The 18010-nt window shown below is 66.9% G+C and carries 16 protein-coding genes and 1 pseudogene; 4 read left to right on the top strand and 13 right to left on the bottom strand.

Features of this window, described 5'->3' with window-relative positions; all coding sequences use genetic code 11:
- Positions 1-347: 347 nt before the first annotated feature.
- From BSF38_RS30340 to fabF, 3 genes are all read left to right on the top strand, one after another.
- Positions 348-2321, top strand: a complete 1974-nt coding sequence (locus BSF38_RS30340; protein ID WP_145952066.1) for a S53 family peptidase — start codon at positions 348-350, stop codon at positions 2319-2321.
- Positions 2322-2435: 114 nt separating this feature from the next.
- Complete coding sequence (locus BSF38_RS10745; protein ID WP_076345466.1) at positions 2436-2618, top strand: carbon storage regulator; 183 nt, start codon at positions 2436-2438, stop codon at positions 2616-2618.
- A gap of 105 nt (positions 2619-2723) precedes the next feature.
- Positions 2724-4007 carry a beta-ketoacyl-ACP synthase II gene (gene fabF, locus BSF38_RS10740; RefSeq protein WP_076345464.1) on the top strand — a complete coding sequence of 428 codons (1284 nt, stop codon included), beginning with the start codon at positions 2724-2726 and terminating at the stop codon, positions 4005-4007.
- On the opposite strand, the gene BSF38_RS10735 is transcribed toward fabF, so the two are convergent.
- From BSF38_RS10735 to BSF38_RS10680, 12 genes and pseudogenes are all read right to left on the bottom strand, one after another.
- Positions 3968-4585, bottom strand: a complete 618-nt coding sequence (locus BSF38_RS10735; RefSeq protein WP_076345462.1) for a TetR/AcrR family transcriptional regulator — start codon at positions 4583-4585, stop codon at positions 3968-3970. The two genes, fabF and BSF38_RS10735, sit on opposite strands and share 40 nt — an antisense overlap.
- A 137-nt stretch (positions 4586-4722) precedes the next feature.
- Positions 4723-5796, bottom strand: coding sequence for a tetratricopeptide repeat protein (locus BSF38_RS10730; protein WP_076345461.1), 1074 nt, complete (start codon positions 5794-5796; stop codon positions 4723-4725).
- A 77-nt stretch (positions 5797-5873) separates the two neighbouring features.
- The gene (locus BSF38_RS10725) at positions 5874-6320 is read right to left on the bottom strand and encodes a hypothetical protein (protein ID WP_076345459.1); all 447 of its coding nucleotides are present in this window, start codon (positions 6318-6320) and stop codon (positions 5874-5876) included.
- 115 nt (positions 6321-6435) lie between these two features.
- Positions 6436-8154 carry a porin gene (locus BSF38_RS10720; RefSeq protein WP_076350750.1) on the bottom strand — a complete coding sequence of 573 codons (1719 nt, stop codon included), beginning with the start codon at positions 8152-8154 and terminating at the stop codon, positions 6436-6438.
- 121 nt (positions 8155-8275) lie between these two features.
- Positions 8276-9214: an urease accessory protein UreD gene (locus tag BSF38_RS10715; protein ID WP_145952065.1), complete on the bottom strand. Its 939-nt coding sequence runs from the start codon at positions 9212-9214 to the stop codon at positions 8276-8278.
- Positions 9172-9825, bottom strand: coding sequence for an urease accessory protein UreG (gene ureG / locus BSF38_RS10710; protein WP_076345455.1), 654 nt, complete (start codon positions 9823-9825; stop codon positions 9172-9174). Before ureG ends, BSF38_RS10715 begins: the two co-directional genes overlap by 43 nt.
- A gap of 106 nt (positions 9826-9931) precedes the next feature.
- Entirely contained in the window at positions 9932-10618 is a 687-nt protein-coding gene (locus BSF38_RS10705) for an urease accessory protein UreF (RefSeq protein ID WP_076345453.1), read from the bottom strand.
- Positions 10619-10634: 16 nt separating this feature from the next.
- Positions 10635-12355 (bottom strand): annotated as a pseudogene (gene ureC, locus BSF38_RS10700) (urease subunit alpha).
- A 58-nt stretch (positions 12356-12413) separates the two neighbouring features.
- Positions 12414-12791 (bottom strand): urease subunit beta, encoded by a 378-nt coding sequence (locus BSF38_RS10695; RefSeq protein ID WP_076345451.1) that lies wholly within the window; start codon positions 12789-12791, stop codon positions 12414-12416.
- Positions 12792-12855: 64 nt separating this feature from the next.
- Positions 12856-13158: an urease subunit gamma gene (locus BSF38_RS10690; protein ID WP_076345449.1), complete on the bottom strand. Its 303-nt coding sequence runs from the start codon at positions 13156-13158 to the stop codon at positions 12856-12858.
- A gap of 180 nt (positions 13159-13338) precedes the next feature.
- Positions 13339-14052 carry a carbonic anhydrase gene (locus BSF38_RS10685; RefSeq protein WP_076350749.1) on the bottom strand — a complete coding sequence of 238 codons (714 nt, stop codon included), beginning with the start codon at positions 14050-14052 and terminating at the stop codon, positions 13339-13341.
- Positions 14053-14330: 278 nt separating this feature from the next.
- Positions 14331-15974: an OprO/OprP family phosphate-selective porin gene (locus tag BSF38_RS10680; RefSeq protein WP_076345447.1), complete on the bottom strand. Its 1644-nt coding sequence runs from the start codon at positions 15972-15974 to the stop codon at positions 14331-14333.
- 349 nt (positions 15975-16323) lie between these two features.
- On the opposite strand from BSF38_RS10680, the gene BSF38_RS10675 reads away from it, so the two are divergent.
- On the top strand, positions 16324-17040 hold the full coding sequence (locus BSF38_RS10675; protein ID WP_076345445.1) for an MgtC/SapB family protein: 717 nt from the start codon (positions 16324-16326) through the stop codon (positions 17038-17040).
- Positions 17041-17067: 27 nt separating this feature from the next.
- Here the strand turns inward: BSF38_RS10675 and BSF38_RS10670 are convergent, their stop codons facing one another.
- Positions 17068-17784 carry a hypothetical protein gene (locus BSF38_RS10670; RefSeq protein ID WP_083712862.1) on the bottom strand — a complete coding sequence of 239 codons (717 nt, stop codon included), beginning with the start codon at positions 17782-17784 and terminating at the stop codon, positions 17068-17070.
- Positions 17785-18010 lie beyond the last annotated feature (226 nt).

Genomic DNA, 18010 nt, shown 5'->3' with positions numbered 1-18010 from the left:
TGGCCAGGGGCCTTACAACCCGCGCAACCCGTCGGCGCGGCTTATTCCGAACGGCGCAGGCCTTGGCGTTACAAATCGTTACAGAGAATCGCGGCCGGCTGCGCGCGCCTTTTCGGGGCTACAACGATGGAATGGTAGAGTCGATTAAGATATTTTCAACATCGCTTCGCATTTGAGCTTCGACACCCTAGTCCCGAAGGAGGCTCACCCCCCCTCCTGTATGTGCGCCCTTGACGTTCTCCTCGAGTGTCTTGTGAGTCAACAACCGCGTTCTTCAACTCTTTCGGCGCGTGCCTTCAGGTGCCCGCGACGACCCACACCACGGATTCACATCAAGGATTACCGCGATGATACGTCATCGAACCCCCAGCGCCCCGTCTCTCCGCCCGCGCCGGACGCGTCGTATCGCCCGCCTCTGCGTGGAATCGCTCGAAACCCGCGCCTTGCTCTCGACGATCGATACGCTCGGAACCATTCTGCCGGCCGTCGCCTCGGTCATCGCCGCCGAGGGATGGAATAGCCCCGGCGGACAGCCGACCGGAGCGGTGACCAACACCAAGCCTGTCGCAACAGCGCTGACGCCATCGCAGATTTTGACCGCTTACGGCTTCAGCAAGTCGGCCACGGCGGGCGCCGGAACGACGATCGCCATCGTCGACGCGTACAACGACCCCAATATCAAGGCCGACCTCGCGACGTTCGACGCCACGTACGGACTCGCCGCGGCTTCGCTGACGGTTGTGAATCAGCAGGGCCAGACGACGAACCTGCCTGCCACGAGCCCGGATTGGTCGCTCGAAATCGCGTTGGACGTCGAGTGGGCGCACACCGTCGCTCCGGCGGCGAAGATCGTGCTCGTAGAAGCCTCGTCGACGAGCGCCTCGGACCTTATGACGGCCGTCCAGACCGGGGCCAGAATGGCCAACGTCGTCTCGATGAGCTGGGGAGGCAGTGAGTGGTCGGGGCAGAAGGCTTACGACACCGCCGCTTACTTCGCCAATCCGAACGTGACCTTCGTGGCGGCCTCGGGCGACGACGGCGGCGCCTATGGAGCCGAATGGCCGGCGAGCTCGCCGGACGTCGTGGCCGTCGGCGGCACCACGCTTTCGGTCTCCTCCTCGGGAACCTATCTCGGCGAGACCGCCTGGAGCGCCTCGGGCTCGTGGTGGACAGGTTACTCCGGCAGCACCGGCGGCGTGAGCGCCGTCGAGACGTTGCCCTCGTATCAGTCGTCGGCCCTGGGATCGAATTACGCGACCGGTCGAGTCGTCCCCGACGTCTCGATGGACGCCAATCCCAACACCGGCGTCTCGGTCTACAGCTCGGTGCCGGGGCTGAGTCAGTCGGGATGGTTCCAGGTCGGCGGCACCAGCGCCGGCTCTCCGATCTGGGCGGGGTTGGTGGCGACTTCCGACCAGGCCCGCGCGGCTTCCGGGATGAGCGCGCTCAGCTCGACTCAGACCTTGAGCCTGTTGTACAGCCAATACGGCACGACCGCGTCAAAGGCGACGACCTACGCGGCGGACTTCCACGACGTCACCAGCGGCGTGAACTTCGCCGGCTATGCAACGACCGGTTACGATAGGGTCACCGGCCTGGGATCGCCCATCGCCAGCGCGATCGTCGCGGCGGCATCGAAGTACGCCAAGACGACGATCACCACGCCCACCACGCCGACCCAAACTGTGATTCGCGTACGACTCCTCGTTCATCGCCATGACGAGACCGAAACGACGACCAGCAATACGAGCGTCACAGCCTCGGTCGTCGTGGTCGCGGCCCCGAGCCCGACGAACATCGCCACGCTGACCGGCGCGTCGGACGCGGTCGGCGCCCAGGCGCTGACCTCCACGACCGCCGCCGTCGCCTCGGACGCGGCCGGTCGAGCCCTGCCGAACCAGGCCGTGGCGGCGGCGACCGAATCGCTCGCCATCGCCTCGCCGGTCGGCCAGGAGGCTCTGACCGTCTCTAACAAGTCGGGAGTCGCTCCCGGCGCGACCACCGAACCCGCGGCTGCTCCCGTTCGCGGCGACTTCTTCTCGCCGCCGATCCTCGATCCGACGACCCCTATCGAGGTCTGGGACGAGGCCCTCGCCGGCTTCAAGGACGAGGACGTCGACGGCCTGGCCAAACCGCAACCGTTCATTCCTTGGTCGGCCTACGAGGAGGTCGAGGACGACTTGTCCGACGCCGGGCCCTGCCTGCTCGGGGCCGTGGGAGTCGCCGCCGTCTTCTGGATGAGCTGGAACCGTCGTCTGGGCCAGCGGGACGACGATCGTCGGTTCCGCCCGTCCGTCTTCCCAACGCCGTCCGATAACTGAGACCCGAACCCGCGCCCGAGGTGTGTCGGGGATCGTCGTTCCGACCCGAACCCGACACGCCTCGCAAGCCGACCACCACTCTCTTCTAAGGGTTTCGTCTCAAGGAGGTTCGTCATGCTCGTGCTGTCTCGCAAGAACGGAGAACGGATTCGGATCGGAGAAACCATCGTGCTGACCGTGCTCCGCATCCGGGGCGGCAATGTCCGGATCGGAATCGAGGCGCCTCACAACACCCACATCAAGCGAGACGAACTCCTGATGCTGCCGCCGCCCCCCAACGACGCCGGCCTCGGCTGAGACCCGACCGCCCACGATCGAGCTCGGTTGACTTGAAAGTACGTCCGTCATACAATCCGGCGGCGTGATCGGGCGAGCGGGTTTCGGGGCTTGGGGAGTCGTGCGATGGAACGACGAGTCGTCGTGACCGGGATGGGGATGATCACCCCCGTGGGGGGGGACGTCGAGTCGTCGTGGCGGGCGTTGTGCGAGGGGAGGGGAGGGATCGGGCCGATCACGCTGTTCGACGCGTCGACGTTTCCCACGCGGATCGCGGCCGAGGCGGGGGGCTTCCGCCTGGCCGACTACCGTTCCGACTGGGCCCGGTGGGTCGACCACAGCCGGACGTCGCAGTTCGCGCTCGCGGCGGCGACGATCGCCGTGGAGCACGCGGGGTTGAACGAGGCCCGGCTGGATCGGGAGCGGTTCGGCGTCTATCTCGGCTCCGGCGAAGGCCAGCAGGATTTCGGTCGGTTCGTGGATCTGGTCAATCGGACCAGTCGCGACGGCCGGGTCGACACCGAGCGGTTCACGAGCCTGGGCGTTCGCTCGCTCCATCCGATCCGCGAGGACGATCAAGAGCCGGGGAAACCGGCGGGCCATCTCGCGGCGGTCTTCGGGGCCAAGGGGCCGAACATGACTTGCCAGACCGCCTGCGCCGCGAGCGCCCAGGCGATCGGCGAGGCGGCCGAGCTGATCCGCCGGGGACACGTCGACGTCATGCTCGCGGGGGGGGCGCACAGCATGATCCACCCGCTCGGCGTCACGGGATTCATCCTCCTGACGGCGATGTCGACGCGCAACGACGAGCCCGCCCGGGCAAGCCGGCCGTTCGATCGCGACCGCGACGGCTTCGTGCTCGGCGAAGGAGGGGGCGTGATGGTCCTTGAGGAGCTGGAGCACGCCAGGGCTCGCGGGGCGACCATCCACGGCGAGGTCGTCGGCTACGGCTCGACGGCCGACGCCTTCCGCCTGACCGACAGCCACGACGAGGGCCGAGGCGCCATCGCCGCCATGCGCGAAGCGCTCGACGACGCGGGGCTGAACCCCGAGGACGTCGGCTACATCAACGCCCACGGCACGAGCACGCCGTCGAACGATTCGATCGAGACCCTGGCGATCAAGCGGGTCTTCGGCGACGCGGCGTCGCGGATTCCGATATCAAGCACCAAGAGCATGACCGGCCATCTCGTGTCGGCCGGCGGGGCCGTCGAGGCGATCGCCTGCCTGCTGGTCGTCCGCGACGGCGTCATCCCGCCGACGATCAACCTGGAGAACCCCGGCCCCGAGTGCGACCTGGACTACGTGCCGAACCAGGCTCGCGAGCGGCGTGTGGACGCCGTGCTCTCGAACAGCTTCGGATTCGGCGGTCAGAATACGTCCTTGGTCTTCCGGCGGTTCGCCGGCTGAGGCGGGTCGTCCGTATCGGCGAGCGAGCGCTCGGCCAGGTCGCGGCAGGCCGACAGAATGCGTTCACCGAGCGCCTCGTCCTGGACCGACCGGGCGACGCCGAGCCCGCCGACGCACAGCGCGACGATCGCCAGCGCGCGGTCTTCCGAGCCGCCGGCGCTGCGCTCGATCCGGGCCGCCAGGCCGCGGACGATTTCCTGGAAGCTCGCCTTCACCGGCCCGCCCGCCCGCGCGATCTCGGAGACCAGGGCTGGCAGCGGGCAGCCGTCCTCGGGCTTGTCGCGGTGCGACGCGCTCAGATAGCTTTCGAGGAACGCCTCGACCCATTCGCGGTCCGTCGCGTCGGAGCGATCCGGCTGCCGCGCGGCGGGGGGGTCGGCGGCGGTGGGCGCGAGCATCGCCGCGAAGAGCGCCTCCTTGGAGGCGAAATGGGCGTAGAAGCCGCCGGCCGTCAGGCCCGCCTCCTCCATCACCTTGTCGACGCCCGACGCATGATAGCCGTGGCGTCGGAAAACCCTTCCCGCGGCCTTCAAGATCCGCGCCCGCGTCTCTTCCTTACGGCCCGCCCCGTATCGCATCCGTCCACGCTCCGCTTTACCCCCATCGACGACCCGCGCTCGTCCATCGATTGTATGGCGATCGTCATGGGAAGCAAGGGCGAGAACCGGGCGCCTTGGCGGCGCCCGGTAGGAGAGGGGGGGCGGTGGCTCGACGCTCAGTTCTTGGGCGTCGCGGGGCTCTTGGCCGATTCGCGGAGGGTTTCGGCGCGGGCTTCGATTTTCTCGGCGTCTTCGTCGTGGCCGATCTTGCGTAGCACGGCGGCGTAATCGTCAAGGGCCGTCGCAAGCTGGCCGGGGTCGCCGGCGTGTTCGAGGATGCCGACGGCCCGCTTGGAGTGGGCTTCGGCCTCGTCGAGATTCTTGCAGACGCGGCTTAGCTCCGAGCAGCAGCGGGCGGCATGGGGATGATCCTTCCCTAGGTCGGCCTCATACAGCGCCAGGGCCTGCTTGAGCAGTGACTCAGCGTCGGCCTTCCCTTCGGCGGCGTGCAGCCAGCCGAGCACTTCCAGGCTCGCCGCGACGTCCGGGTGATCGGGCTTGAGGGCCTTCTTCCGGATCGCGAGCGCGCGGTCCAGGAGCGGCTCAGCCACTTCGAACTTCTTCTCGTCGAAATAGAGGACGCCGAGGTTGTGTAGGGTGGCGGCGAGGTCGATCGATTCGGCGCCGGCCGTCTTCTCGCGGATGGCGAGGGCCCGCTTGTAGAGGGCCTCGGCTTTATCGCGTTCACCCAGCACATGGTCGACCGCCGCCAGGTTGTCGAGGGCGGCCGCGACGTTGGGGTGTTCGGGACCGTCGAGTTTCTCGGCGACGGCCAGATACTCGGCGTAGATCGGCTCGGCCTCGGCGACCGAACCTTCGGCGTCGAGGACGCCGGCGAGCGTGTTGAGGCTGTCGGCGACGTCGGCGTGCGCTTCGCCGTGGATTTTCTTGCGAATCGCCAGGGCGGCCTTCGCGAAGGCCTTGGCCTCCGCGTTCTTCCCCTCGGCGGAGAACACCCAGGCGAGGTGGTCGAGGGTCGTCGCGAGCCGGGGGTCGGATTCGCCGAACGATCGCGCGTCGGTTTCCGCCGCCTTGAGTTGGGTCTCGGCCTCCTCGAGTCGGCCGGCCTTGTAGGCGTTCCAGCCGGCGTCGTGCTCGGTCTTCCAGTCCTCGGCCCGCACCGTCGCGGCCGGGAGGACGCAGCCGCCGAGCAAGGCCGCCGCGATCCCGATTCTCGTCATCGATCTCATGCCGATTTCCTTTCCCGGCGCTAGCGCCGGAGAGAGTTTCTCTGTGATGCCGCGCGTCGTCTCTCTGGGAGGAAATCTCAGCTTCTGGACTTGAGCCAGGGCCGATGAAGCGGAACTCGGCTGCCAGTCGCCCAGTTGCGGGCGCCGGGGCCGACGGTCTGAGGCCTTCGCGCGGCGACTTGCACGGGCGCCGCCGCGGTCGCGGCCTGGAGGCCGGGAGTGACGTAGTAGCCGAAGCCCTGGGCTCCGGCTCCGTAGAAGTACGGGGCGGGCGCCGCTGCGGGAGCGGCCTGGGCCTGCGAAGGGGCGAACTCGAAGGGGAGAGGGGACGAGTTCGCGCTCGCCTCGCCCGAACGGGCGATGAAGGCAAGACCCACAAGGCCGCCGAGCAGGAGAATTCCCGCCGTAGGCCCGATCTTCGACACTTGACGCATGAAGTCGAACGCTTCCTCGGGATCGAGGTGGGACGTCAGTCCGGCGGCGGCGCGATCCCGGCCCGCCCCGCCTGACGGAGTCGGGCTCATCCCGATTCGTCGCGTGCCGCGCGACGATCGATGAGCCTCGATTGCTCCGTCAGAATGATCGCCGATGGCGATCGAGGCGACAAGGCGCGGGCCTGGATTTCGTCCGGAGTCCGGCTCAGAAGAACATCGCGAACCGCATCCAGACGGTGCTGAAGGTGTCGATCGGCGCGGGGCCGTTGAGCGGGATCGCATTGTTGAGGCCGTTCCAGAGGTAGTCGAAGCTGAGTCGGGTGTACTTATTGGGCCACCAGTTGAGGCCGACCATGACCGAGTCGAGGCGGTTTGTCGAAGTGGTCGGGTCGGCGAATCCGCGGGCGAAGTCACCGGTGCCGGTGTTGACCATTGCGTACTGCGCGGCGATCTGCCAGGCGCCGGGGCCCCATTCACCGCGGCTGGGGATGAACGGGCGGAGCGGGGTGACGGTCGAGTAAGCCTGGAAGCCGCTGCCGCTGAAGTCGCGCTCTCCGGTCAAGAAGTACGAGGCGTTGACGTAGAACGCCCGCTGGGTCGAGCGGCCGCTGGTCACACCGTCGGTGAGCTGACGACTGAAGTTCATATACTCGGCGAGGAAACTGAACCGGCCGAACCAGAAGATGTGCGGCGCGATCCGACTCCGCAGGCCATTTGCGCTGACGTTACTGTTGTACGTGAAGAACGGCACGCCCGATGCGTTGATGAAGGCCGAGTTCGTGGTCGGCTCCCCCGCACCGTTCAGGAACGATACGTTGCTCTGTTGGAGGGAGTAGTGCTGCTCGCCGACCGAGCCGCCAACGCCGCCGCCCAGCCCGTTCAGGGCGGTTGTGGAGTTCTCGAACGGCTTGAACGTAACGGCGCCGTTGTACTCCACGTTCCGGTTCAGGTCGTAAAAGAAGCTTGTGCCTGAGTTGCCGATCCCTGACCAGTACTGCATCCGCTTGTTGAACAGGTTGCCGGTCGCCATAACGCCCAGTTGACGCTTACCGGCGAACTGAAACACCGGCGAGTTGGTAATCACGGGCTCGAGCGCGGGTGAGAACGCGTAATACTCATAAAGCGGCGGCGACAGCCCCTTGCCCGCGCGGAGGGTCAGCCAGTCGCCGAAGCTGTACGACATCCACATATCGAGCAAGTTGAACTGACCGGCGAACCCCTGGGTGCCGATCTGGTATTTCCAGTCCTTGGTGATGTTGCCGTACAGAAACGTACGAGCGAAGGGCACGAAAAAGCCCTGGAACGACGTCGGCATGTTCTGGCGGTCGAAGAACGCGCCGTCGATGGTGATCTGGTTGGTCAGGTTGAGGGTGAACTCGTCGTTCTCGTCGCCGATGTGGAAATAGCCGCCGCCGCCAAGGGCGCCGGTGCCCTTGCCGTTGTATCGATAGCTCCCTTTGAGCGGGAAGTTGTCTCCGGCTCCGGTCTTCCTCTTAGCGTCATGAAACGATTGGGTAAGCGGCACGGGGAAGTCCCCGACGCCTGCGTCTTCGTCCGTAGTCTCGCCCTTGCCTTCGGGCCTCCCTTGGCCAGTCCCTTCCTGAAGATCGTAGCCCGGAGACGATGGTTCCGGCGCGTGCTGGACCGGAGGGGCGGGAGTCGACTGATAAGCCCGAATGGTCGACAGTTCGCCCTGGAGCCGGCCGACGTCGGCCTTGGCCTCTTTCACCTCGCGGCGAAGCTCTCGAAGCTCCTTGAGCAGCTCCGAGTCGGCGCTGACGCTCGATGCGGGCAGTGGGGGCGCAGTGGGGGCCTCTTGGGCGAGGCTCACACGGCCCGCAATCAGGACGATGGCAAGCAGGCTCGCAAGCTTGGTTGGTCGGCGGCGGCCGATCAGGGTTTTGCGGGTATCTCCGTCTGGCATGATGTCGGCCCCCACTCATCTGAATAATCGATGAAATCGATACAGCGTCGATATTCAGATCGGCGAAACGGGGGCTTGACACCAGAAAAGTTGACTTTTCTTAAGGCTTCCACACGCTGGGTCAGCCGGCTGGCGGCGAGAACCAGTGATTGGGCGCGAGGCCCCCCGACTCGACGAGCCAGGGACGGCCGCCGGGGCCGTCGGTCCAATAGCCGGCGACTCGTAGCGCGACGTTCGCGAGGTCGGTCGTCACGGCCGTCGGCGGGCCGCACCATCGCACGCAGGTGACGTCGACGTCGAGCGGGAAGACCGAGCGCAGCAGGCCCGGTCCGGCCGCGGGCAGGGCGTCGGTTTCGGGCGTCGGCCCGGCGATGATCAGGTTGGCGGTCGCCAGGTTGCCGCCGAAGTACCAGTGGGCTTCCTCATCGGTCCAGGGGCCGTCCCATCGGAACCGGTCGCGATAGATCAGGCGGCCCTCGCGACGGACTTCCAGATCCTGGACGATCCGATCGAACTGGAACCGCTCGGAGAGCACGCCGCGGTCGTAGCGGCCGGGGAGCCAGACGTCGCCCCAGACCAGCCGGGCGCGCGGCGCGAGCTCGACGCGGGCCCGCTGGTAGTAGCGGCAGCCCTGGAAGGGAATCGCCGGGCCCGGCATGACGACGAGGCAGGCGTCGTCCTCGACCGTGACGGCCCATTGCTGGGTCGAGTAACTGTCCAGGGCCGGATGGATTCGCGAGGCCGACTGTCCCGTGACCAACGCCCGCGCGCCGGCCCTCGCCGTGAGCTCGACCAGGTGGGCGTCGCCGTCCATCAGGCCGCCGGTGAGGTTGATCAAATAGAGCAACGCCGCCGGCTCGGTCGGGAACGCGAACGGAGGGAAGATCCGCATGGGGATCTGCTGGTAGCGGGTGCCCAGGCGGGTCTCGTCGCCGGTGCGGATCAGCTCGATCCGCGCGCCGCCCACGCGGGCGGCGGGGTTGTGGATCGACTCAAGCCCGAGGAATTCGGGGGGCGTCAGGAACTCTTCCCGTGTGATGCGAGTTGCTCGCGCACCCACTGGACCACCTCCTCGACGCCTTCTTTCTTGCGGATGCTCACCATCATGAACGGTCGCTCGCCCCGCATCTTCCGGGCGTCGCGATCCATCACCGCCAGGTCGGCTCCCACGTGCGGCGCCAGGTCCGTCTTGTTGATGATCAACAGGTCGCTGGAGCAAATTCCCGGCCCCCCCTTGCGGGGGATCTTGTCCCCTTCAGCAACATCGATGACGAAAATGAAGCGATCGGCCAGCTCGCGCGAGAAGACGGCCGTGAGGTTGTCGCCGCCGGATTCGACCACGACCAGCTTCAGGTCGGGGAACTGGCGCTGGAAGTTGGCCACGGCGCTCAGGTTGGCGCTGGCGTCGTCGCGGATGGCGGTGTGCGGGCAGCCGCCGGTCTGGACGCCGACGATCCGCTCCACCGGCAGCACCCCGCTGCGCGAGAGGAACTCGGCGTCCTCGTGGGTGTAGATGTCGTTGGTGATGACGGCGAGGTTGATCTCGGGCCAGAGGGCCCGGCAGAGCGCCTCGACCAGCGCCGTCTTGCCCGAGCCGACCGGCCCGGCGACGCCGAGGGTGAAGACCTTGCGCGTCGGCCCCGCGTAGCGGGCCGGGCCGGGCCTCCCCATGTGGTCGTGGGAGTGGGAACCGTCGGGGTCTTTGTGGAACGCCGCGCCCCATCGCCCGGCGCGTCGCCGCGTCGCCGCGGGCCCGCCCGACAGTTCGGGCGGCGGATCAAGAACGGAACATGCGTGCGTAGAGTCGAGTCTGTTCATCGCAGAGAATCTCATAAAACGGGCAACCGCCGCCGGCGGTTTCCGGGGCGCGGTTGACGAGGTCCGCGGCCATGGTTCGGATGTCGCCGTGGAGGTAGGCCAGGATCTGTTGGCCGTGGGTGTGGCCGACGGGGACGGCCCGGACCCCAGCCCCCACCATACCCATTACCGCCTGGTGCAGGTAGACCGTCAGGACGTCCTCGGGCTCGCCGCCGGCCAGGGCGCCGAGCAGGCCGAAGGCGACCGGATGGTGCCACCTGGGCGGTTCCTCACCCTCTCGGGCGGGTTCCACGAATGGCGCGAGGCCTCCGGAGCACCACGCCCAGGTCGTCCCCAGGGCGAGGAGCTGCTCCCCCATCTCGCGGCTGGCGCGGCGGGTCGAGGGAGGCATGATCGAGGCGTCGGCCAGGTTGTTCAACGCGCGCAGCTCGGCGGGGCTCCCCGCGCGGGCGGACCGGCAGCCGGAAGCCGCCAGGACCCCCTCGAAGGGGCCCAGCGACGTCCGGAGCCAGTGTCGGGTCCAGCGCTCCAGGCTCTCGGGGTCGTGGACCAGGCCGCGGGCGATCGCCGCTTCGAGGCCCCACGAGTGAGTGTAGCCGCTGATCGGCAGCGCCGAGTCGGCGATCTGGAGCAGGGAAAGGTTCATCGTCCAGCGTCCTTCATCAGAAGAGGAAATAGCGCTGGGCCATCGGTAGCTTGTCGAGCGGATCGCTGCCGACTTTCTCGCCATCGACCCACACCTGATAAGTGTCGGGATCGACCTTGATCTCGGGCGTCGCCTCGTTCCGCCGCATGTCCTTCTTGCCGATGTTGCGGCAGTTCTCAACCGCGACGACCTCGCGTTGCAGGCCGTAGCGGTCGACGATGCCGGCTTCGATCGACGCCTTCGAGACGAACGTCATGCACGATTTCGAAAGCGCCCGGCCGTAGGCGGCGAACTGGGGCCGCATGTAGACCGGCTGGGGCGTCGGGATGCTGGCGTTGGGGTCGCCCATCTGGGCGTAAACGATCATCCCCCCTTGATCACCAGGAACGGCTTGACGCCGAAGTAGGCCGGCTCGTACAGCACCAGGTCGGCGAGCTTGCCCCCCTCGATGCTGCCGACGTGGCGGGCGATCCCCTGGGCCACCGCCGGGTTGATCGTGTACTTGGCGACGTACCGCTTGACCCGCTCGTTGTCGTTGCGGGCGCTGTCCGATGCCATGGCGCCGAGCTGCACCTTCATCTTGTGGGCGGTCTGCCAGGTCCGCATTACGACCTCGCCGACCCGGCCCATCGCCTGCGAGTCGGAGCTCATCATGCTGATGATGCCGCGGTCGTGGAACACGTCCTCGGCGCCGATCGTCTCGGCCCGGATGCGGCTCTCGGCGAACGCCACGTCCTCGGGGATCTTCCGCGACAGGTGATGGCACACCATCAGCATGTCGAGATGCTCGTCGATCGTGTTCTTGGTGAACGGCCGGGTCGGGTTGGTGCTGGAGGGCAGGACGTTGGGGCAGCCGGCGATCTTGATGATGTCCGGCGCGTGGCCGCCGCCGGCGCCCTCGGTGTGGAACGTGTGGATCGCCCGGCCGGCGATCGCGGCGATCGTGTCGTCGATGAACCCGCACTCGTTGAGAGTGTCGGTGTGGATCGCGATCTGGATGTCGAACTCGTCGGCCACCTTGAGCGCGGTGTCGATGACTTCGAGGGTGGTGCCCCAGTCCTCGTGGAGCTTCAGGCCGCAGGCCCCGGCGCGGATCTGGTCGCGGAGCGGCTCCGCCAGGCTGCCGTTCCCCTTGCCCATGAAACCGAGGTTGACCGGCAGCCCCTCGGCCGCCTGGAGCATCCGCATGATGTTCCACGCGCCCGGCGTGCAGGTGGTCGCCCACGTCCCGGTGGCCGAGCCGGTGCCGCCGCCGAGCATCGTGGTGATCCCCGAGGCGACGGCCGTCTCGACCTGCTGCGGGCAGATGAAGTGGATGTGGCTGTCGATCCCTCCCGCCGTGCAGATCATGCCTTCGCCGGCGATGACCTCGGTTCCCGGCCCGATCACCAGCCGGGGGTCGACGTCGTCCTGCGTCAGCGGGTTGCCGGCCATGCCCACGGCCACGATCCGCCCGTTGCGGATGCCGATGTCCCCCTTGACGATCCCCCAGTGGTCGATGACCACCGCGTTGGTGATCACGAGGTCGCAATGCTCGGGGCTCATCGGCTCGTCGAACGGGCATTGCGACTGGCCGTCGCGGATCGACTTGCCGCCGCCGAAGACCGCCTCGTTGCCCGGAGTGGTGTAATCCTGCTCGATCTCGATGATCAGCTCGGTGTCGGCCAGTCGAATCCGGTCGCCGGTGGTCGGTCCGTATTTGTACGCGTAAGCCTGTCGAGTCAGCCGCAAACTCATGGGATGGGTCTCTTTCCTTTGGAGATGAGGAATGCGAGGGGGGACGCCAGGCCGTGGCTCATTTCTGGGGCTTGTGGCCGTACTTCTGGTCCATGCACCGCTTGATGCTCATCTGGCGCGTGTAAGGATCGTCGAGGCGGCCCATCACCAGGCCGTTGAACCCGTACACCACCCGTCGGCCGCCGTAAGCGACGAGCTGGACGTCCTTGACGTCGCCGGGCTCGAACCGCACCGCGGTGCCGCTCGGCAGGTCGAGGTGCATCCCATACGCCTTCTCGCGGTCGAAGACCAGCTCGCGATTCGTCTCGAAGAAGTGGTAGTGCGCGCCGACCTGCACCGGACGGTCGCCGGTGTTGTTGACCGTGATCGTGATGTTCGGCCGGCCCGGATTGAGCTCGATGTCGTCGCCGTCGAAGAAATACTCGCCCGGAATCATGTGCGGACTCCCTGAAAGCGCGGAAGGATGTGGGGGGCTACCGTCGAACTCGGCTCGAAACGGCTCAGCGGATCGGCTCGTGGACCGTGACCAGCTTGCTGCCGTCGGGGAACGTCGGCTCGACCTGGATCGAGTGGATCATCTCCGGGACGCCTTCCATCACGTCGTTGCGGCCGAGGATCTCGCAGCCGGCGCTCATGATCTCGTCGACCGACTTGCCGTCGCGCGCCAGCTCCAGCAGTTGAGCCGTGATGTACGCCGTGGCCTCGGGGACGTTGAGCTTCAGCCCCCGCGCCTTGCGCGCCGCGGCGACCTGGGCGGCCGTGAAGATCAGCAATTTGTCGCGTTCTTGCGGTGTCAAGTGCATGGCAAGGACTCCAGGATTTGGGATGGGTGGCTGAAGGACGCTGGGAGGCCGCCGGACGGGGCGAACCGGCGCGACACGACGCGGTCGCGCCTGAATTCGTATTAATCTTAATCTACCAGTGAGTTGGTCCGATGCCAGGGGGCAGTCAATTTGCCGGACGAGCGTCCGTCGGAGCCGTCCTCAACCGAACACTTCGACCACGCCGGTGGCCAGGTCGTACACGGCGCCGACGATCTTCACCTTCCCGGCCCTGACCAGCTCGGGGACGATCGGCCCGGCGGTCTTGAGCTTGGCGACGGATCGCAGGACGTTGGCCTTGGTGACGTTCTCAAGCTTGTCGCCCGATGCGCCCGCGGCGTCGGCGACGGCCGGCTTGATAAGTTCGACCAGACCGTCGATCGAGCCGGGAAGGGAGTCGCGGGCGTCGACGTGCTGGATGGCGGCCTTGACCGCGCCGCACTTACTATGGCCCAGCACCATGACGACCCGGACGCCCAGCTCGGCCACCGCGAACTCGATGCTCCCCTTCACGACCGCCCCCGCGCCGTCGACGACGTTGCCCGCGATCCGGACCACGAAGAGGTCGCCCGCCCCCTGGTCGAAGATCAGCTCGGGCGCGACCCGCGAATCGGCGCAGCCGATGATCGCGGCGACCGGCGCCTGGCCCTCGGCCATCGCCGCGAAGTCGCTCGGCCGCCGCCGGGTGAGGAGCGAAGTCTGACCCGAGGCGAACCGCTTGTTGCCCTCCCGCAGAAGGGCGAGCACGGCGTCGGGGTCGGGGGCCGGTTGCGCCGCCGCCTTCAAGTCGGTGGAACCCGATGAGAGCGCGACGCCGGCCGCCAGGCCCACTTGCTGTACGAACCGGCGTCGAGACGGGGAATTCGGGGATCGCATGGTCAAGCTCTCCATGGGCGGATTCGAGGCTCGGTCGGTTCACTCGACGCGAGTCGTATTGGTAAAGGATCCGCGGGCGACGCCGCGATTCCGGGGCGGACGCGTCGCCGAGCCCCGAGCGTGGTGAAGGCGTTCCGGACGATCGCCCGGGGCGCGCCGCGAAGTGACGTTGCGGCCTGGCCGCCCTCGGACCCTGCGTCCAGGCGTCCCCAGTGACAACCCGCCGACGCTCTATATAGCATGCACCGGCGGCCGGGTAAAGAAGGGACTCGCCCGCCTCAAAAATAGAGCTGGAACCTCATCCAGAACATATCGGCGCTCTTCTGAAGGCCGCCGGGGCGATACTGGACCGGGTCGCCGAATTCGCCGTGGAGCCAGAACATATAGACCTTGAGATATTCATTCAAGTACCAGTTGAGGCCGATCTCGGTCGTGTCCGCCTGATTGGACCAGAGACTCGGATCGGCGAAACCGCCGGTGAAGATCTGCTCGCCGAGCCGCAGGTCGCTGTATCGGCCGACGACTTCCCAGGCGCCCACGCCGCGGCGCTCGCCCTTCGACGTCGGGAACACCGGCCGCAGCGGCTTGAGCCGCGCCCTGCGGTCGACGTGCTCGCCCGTCAAGAAGTAGCCTCCTGTCAAGTAGAACCCCGAGAACGGCACCCGCACCGGGCTCGGCCGGTTCGCCGACGCATACCCGCCGTAACCGTACTGCCACTCGCCGATCAGAGACAGCCCTTTATAAAAGTAGGCCGAGTGGACCGAACCGAGCAGTCGCTCGCCGCGCTCGACGACGTCGCGGTTCAAGATCAGGAACGGCGTCGTCCCAGGCCCGGGGACGTCCGCGTTCGGCGAGCCGCCGGCGATCCGGAACGACTGGGGCACCGCCGCCTGGTTCTGGTATCCGTACGCGACCGAACTGCCGATGTTCCAGAACCTGGCGAACTTCAGGCTTTCTGATTCCTGGAACGGCCGCGCATTGAGGTAACCGACGAAATCCGCGGAGTTGGAGAGGCTCTCGAACGAGTTCCGCGAGCCGTTGAAGACGCCCGCCGCATAGTCGAGCCGCTTGTCGAACAGATAGCCCCATCCCATCATCCCGAACTGCCGGTTCAGCGACAGGTTGGTCGTGAACAGCGACCGCTCCGGAGTCGGCAGCCAGTAATTCGAGATCGCGTACTGGTCGTAGGGGAGCGGCGTGAAGAACCGGCCGATCCGGACCTCGAAGCGGTCGTCGAAGTGGAGATTGACGAAGGCGTTCAGCAAGTTGAAAGCGCCGAAGCCGCGGTTGATCGCCAGCTCGTACTCGATCGCCTTGGTGATGTTGCCGTTGAAGAAGATCCGCTGGCGGGGCAGGAAGATGCCGCCGTTGGCCGGGACCTGATCGCTCTGCGCCCAGATCCGGGCCTCGATCTGGGACTCGTAATGGACCTGGAGCCGGAATTCCTCGTCCTCGGTCTGCCACTGGAACCCGGGGCCGAACGTACCCTTCAGCGGCAGCCTCCTGGATTCGGCGGCGTTCGTGGGCGCGTATCCCGGCGCGGCGGTGAACGGATCGAACTGGCCCTCGGTGTAGTCCGGGACCGGCGTATCGGGGTCGGTATCGGCCGCCCTCGCGTCGTTCCTCATCGGTCCCGGGATGGCGACCTCGGCGTTTGAGCTGGCCTCCTCGCCCGCGTCCGCCGGCCTCCCCGACAGTTCACCGATCTTCTCGCGGAGCTGCCTCATCTCCTGCTCGTGTGCGCGCGTGGTCCGCGCCAGCTCGCTCGCGAGCTTCCGGTTCATCTCTTCCATCACCATGAGCCGCTGGGCGAGCTGTTCGACGGTCATCGGCGCGGCGGGTGCGGGCGTGGGAGGGACGTCCTGCGACCGCGCGTTCGGCCCGAGCGCGGCCAGGACGCTCGCCAGGCTGAACGCAAACATCCACGATCCTGGCCGTCGCACGCGTGTTCGGCTCCTGTCTCAGGACGGAGAGCTCCGTCATCTTGATCGGCGTCCGAGCCCCATGGCGTTACGAGATGTGGGGACGGCCGTCGTAAATCATTGCCTCGGACGATCCTCCATCGCCCTCGATCCTGATCCGGCCGATCGGGCGTGAAGCCCGGGGCCGGATCATGGCGAGACGATATCCGGCATTGGATTCTTCCACAATTGCATTTCGGTCATGGCTTAACGTCGCGGACTGATGCGGCCGACCGTCCCTTGATCGGGTATCTTCGGCTCACGACGTTCTTGGGTCGGGCGATGATTGGTACGAGGTCGGGGAATTCGTATGTCCACGCATGTTGAATGGTATGAGGTCGTCTTGCGGCTGGCGCTCACCGTCGCGGCTGGCGCGATCGTCGGGGTGAACCGTGGCGAGCATGGGCGGGCGGCGGGGCTCCGGACGACGATGCTGGTCTGCCTGGCCGCCTCGGTGTCGATGATCCAGGTCAACCTGATGCTGGCGACCGCGGGGAGGGCGTCCAGCTCTTTTGTGATGCTCGACTTGATGCGACTGCCGCTCGGCATTTTGACTGGCATGGGATTCATCGGCGGCGGGGCGATCCTCAAGCGGGGCGACGTCGTCCTGGGCGTTACGACGGCCGCCACGCTCTGGTTTGTGACCATCCTCGGACTTTGCTTCGGCGGCGGCCAACTCGTTCTGGGCGTCGCCGCGCTGGCGATCGGAATGTTGGTGCTGACGAGCCTCAAGCGATGGGAGTCGCACATGCTTCAGGATCACCGGGGTGTTCTGTCGTTGACGTCGTCGCTGAGCGGGCCGACCGAGGACGAGGTCCGCGGCGACATTGTCGGCCAGGGGTTCTCGATCAAGTCCTCGGAGGTTTGTTACGACAAGGCCGACGAACGCTGGATGCTTCGCTGCGAGCTGAAGTGGCGGGCGCGGGCGTCGGAACCGCGACGGATTCCCGTGAGAGAATGGTCCGAGCGCCCGGGAGTCGTGAAGGTCGAGTGGACGGCTCTCGAATTGCCGGAGGCGTTGCGGTAGCGTCGCGACCCGGAAGGACGGTCGAGGTCAACGGCCGTCCGCGCGCTTCACGACGAGGTCGTCGAACATCCCGGTGTCGTCGAACGAGCCGAGGCCGATCCGCCCGTGTGGGAAGGTCTTATCGTGGGTCGTCATGACGGGCTTCGTCATGTCGTCGAAGTAGACCTCGATCAGGCCGCTGCCGGGCTCGCGCTTGAGGCGGACGTCGTGCCAGCCGTCGGTCCACGCCGTCCCCTTCGTTCGGTCTTCGGCGATCGAGACGCGAGGCTTGCCGTCGACCAGGAAGATGCTGTTGGCGTGCGGGTCGGCCTCCTTCGCGATGTGGACGTAATAGAAGTGCGAGGGGTCGACGTAGCCGAAGATCAGGCAGAGGTCGCGATGGCCGTAGTCGCGCGTGGTCGAACGGGCCTTCACGTCCAGCGTGAACCCGCCCAGGTCGGCCTCGCGACGCAGCGCCATGTTGAACGGCGACCGGACCGGCGGCTCGTATTTGCTGGCCTGGAAGAGTTCGAGGACGCGGTTGTCGCGATCTTTCTCGCGAACGATCCGCCAGGCGGCCTTGTCGGTGAAGTCCCAGCCGTCGGGCGTCTCGCGCTCGAAATCGTCGCGGACGACGACGCCTTTGGGATCGGCCGCGTCGGCCTTTTGCCCTGGCGACGGCGACGGGCTCGCGGCCGCGAGCGCGGCGACGATTCCCATTGCGGCGGCCCGTCGCGCCCAGCTCGGTTGCGGTCGGTCGATCATCGAACTCTCCTGTCAGTACGGCTCGTTCCCGGTCCACTCTAGGACTTTGACCGCGACGGGCGGCTCGATCAAGGGGCTCTCGGCTTGACAGTCTTCGGCGCGGGGTCTGAAGATGTCGGGATCGGCTCGCCGCCGCGATCGGCGGCCGGCCTCGTTCCTCCGGGGAATTCAGGGGTTTATTGATATGAACCGTCGATTGCTTCCAATCGTCTTCACGTTAGGTCTA

Source organism: Paludisphaera borealis (assembly GCF_001956985.1).
In the GTDB taxonomy this organism is placed as follows: Bacteria; Planctomycetota; Planctomycetia; order Isosphaerales; family Isosphaeraceae; genus Paludisphaera; species Paludisphaera borealis.
This window is presented reverse-complemented; position numbering and strand designations above follow the sequence as displayed.

Bases quoted from the DNA above. Each gene is read 5' to 3' on its own strand.
- BSF38_RS30340 (WP_145952066.1), top strand. From the start codon at position 348: ATGATACGTCATCGAACCCCCAGCGCCCCGTCTCTCCGCCCGCGCCGG.
- BSF38_RS10745 (WP_076345466.1), top strand. From the start codon at position 2,436: ATGCTCGTGCTGTCTCGCAAGAACGGAGAACGGATTCGGATCGGAGAA.
- fabF (WP_076345464.1), top strand. From the start codon at position 2,724: ATGGAACGACGAGTCGTCGTGACCGGGATGGGGATGATCACCCCCGTG.
- BSF38_RS10735 (WP_076345462.1), bottom strand. From the start codon at position 4,585: ATGCGATACGGGGCGGGCCGTAAGGAAGAGACGCGGGCGCGGATCTTG.
- BSF38_RS10730 (WP_076345461.1), bottom strand. From the start codon at position 5,796: ATGAGATCGATGACGAGAATCGGGATCGCGGCGGCCTTGCTCGGCGGC.
- BSF38_RS10725 (WP_076345459.1), bottom strand. From the start codon at position 6,320: ATGAGCCCGACTCCGTCAGGCGGGGCGGGCCGGGATCGCGCCGCCGCC.
- BSF38_RS10720 (WP_076350750.1), bottom strand. From the start codon at position 8,154: ATGCCAGACGGAGATACCCGCAAAACCCTGATCGGCCGCCGCCGACCA.
- ureG (WP_076345455.1), bottom strand. From the start codon at position 9,825: ATGGGGAGGCCCGGCCCGGCCCGCTACGCGGGGCCGACGCGCAAGGTC.
- BSF38_RS10705 (WP_076345453.1), bottom strand. From the start codon at position 10,618: ATGAACCTTTCCCTGCTCCAGATCGCCGACTCGGCGCTGCCGATCAGC.
- BSF38_RS10695 (WP_076345451.1), bottom strand. From the start codon at position 12,791: ATGATTCCGGGCGAGTATTTCTTCGACGGCGACGACATCGAGCTCAAT.
- BSF38_RS10690 (WP_076345449.1), bottom strand. From the start codon at position 13,158: ATGCACTTGACACCGCAAGAACGCGACAAATTGCTGATCTTCACGGCC.
- BSF38_RS10685 (WP_076350749.1), bottom strand. From the start codon at position 14,052: ATGCGATCCCCGAATTCCCCGTCTCGACGCCGGTTCGTACAGCAAGTG.
- BSF38_RS10680 (WP_076345447.1), bottom strand. From the start codon at position 15,974: ATGTTTGCGTTCAGCCTGGCGAGCGTCCTGGCCGCGCTCGGGCCGAAC.
- BSF38_RS10675 (WP_076345445.1), top strand. From the start codon at position 16,324: ATGTCCACGCATGTTGAATGGTATGAGGTCGTCTTGCGGCTGGCGCTC.
- BSF38_RS10670 (WP_083712862.1), bottom strand. From the start codon at position 17,784: ATGATCGACCGACCGCAACCGAGCTGGGCGCGACGGGCCGCCGCAATG.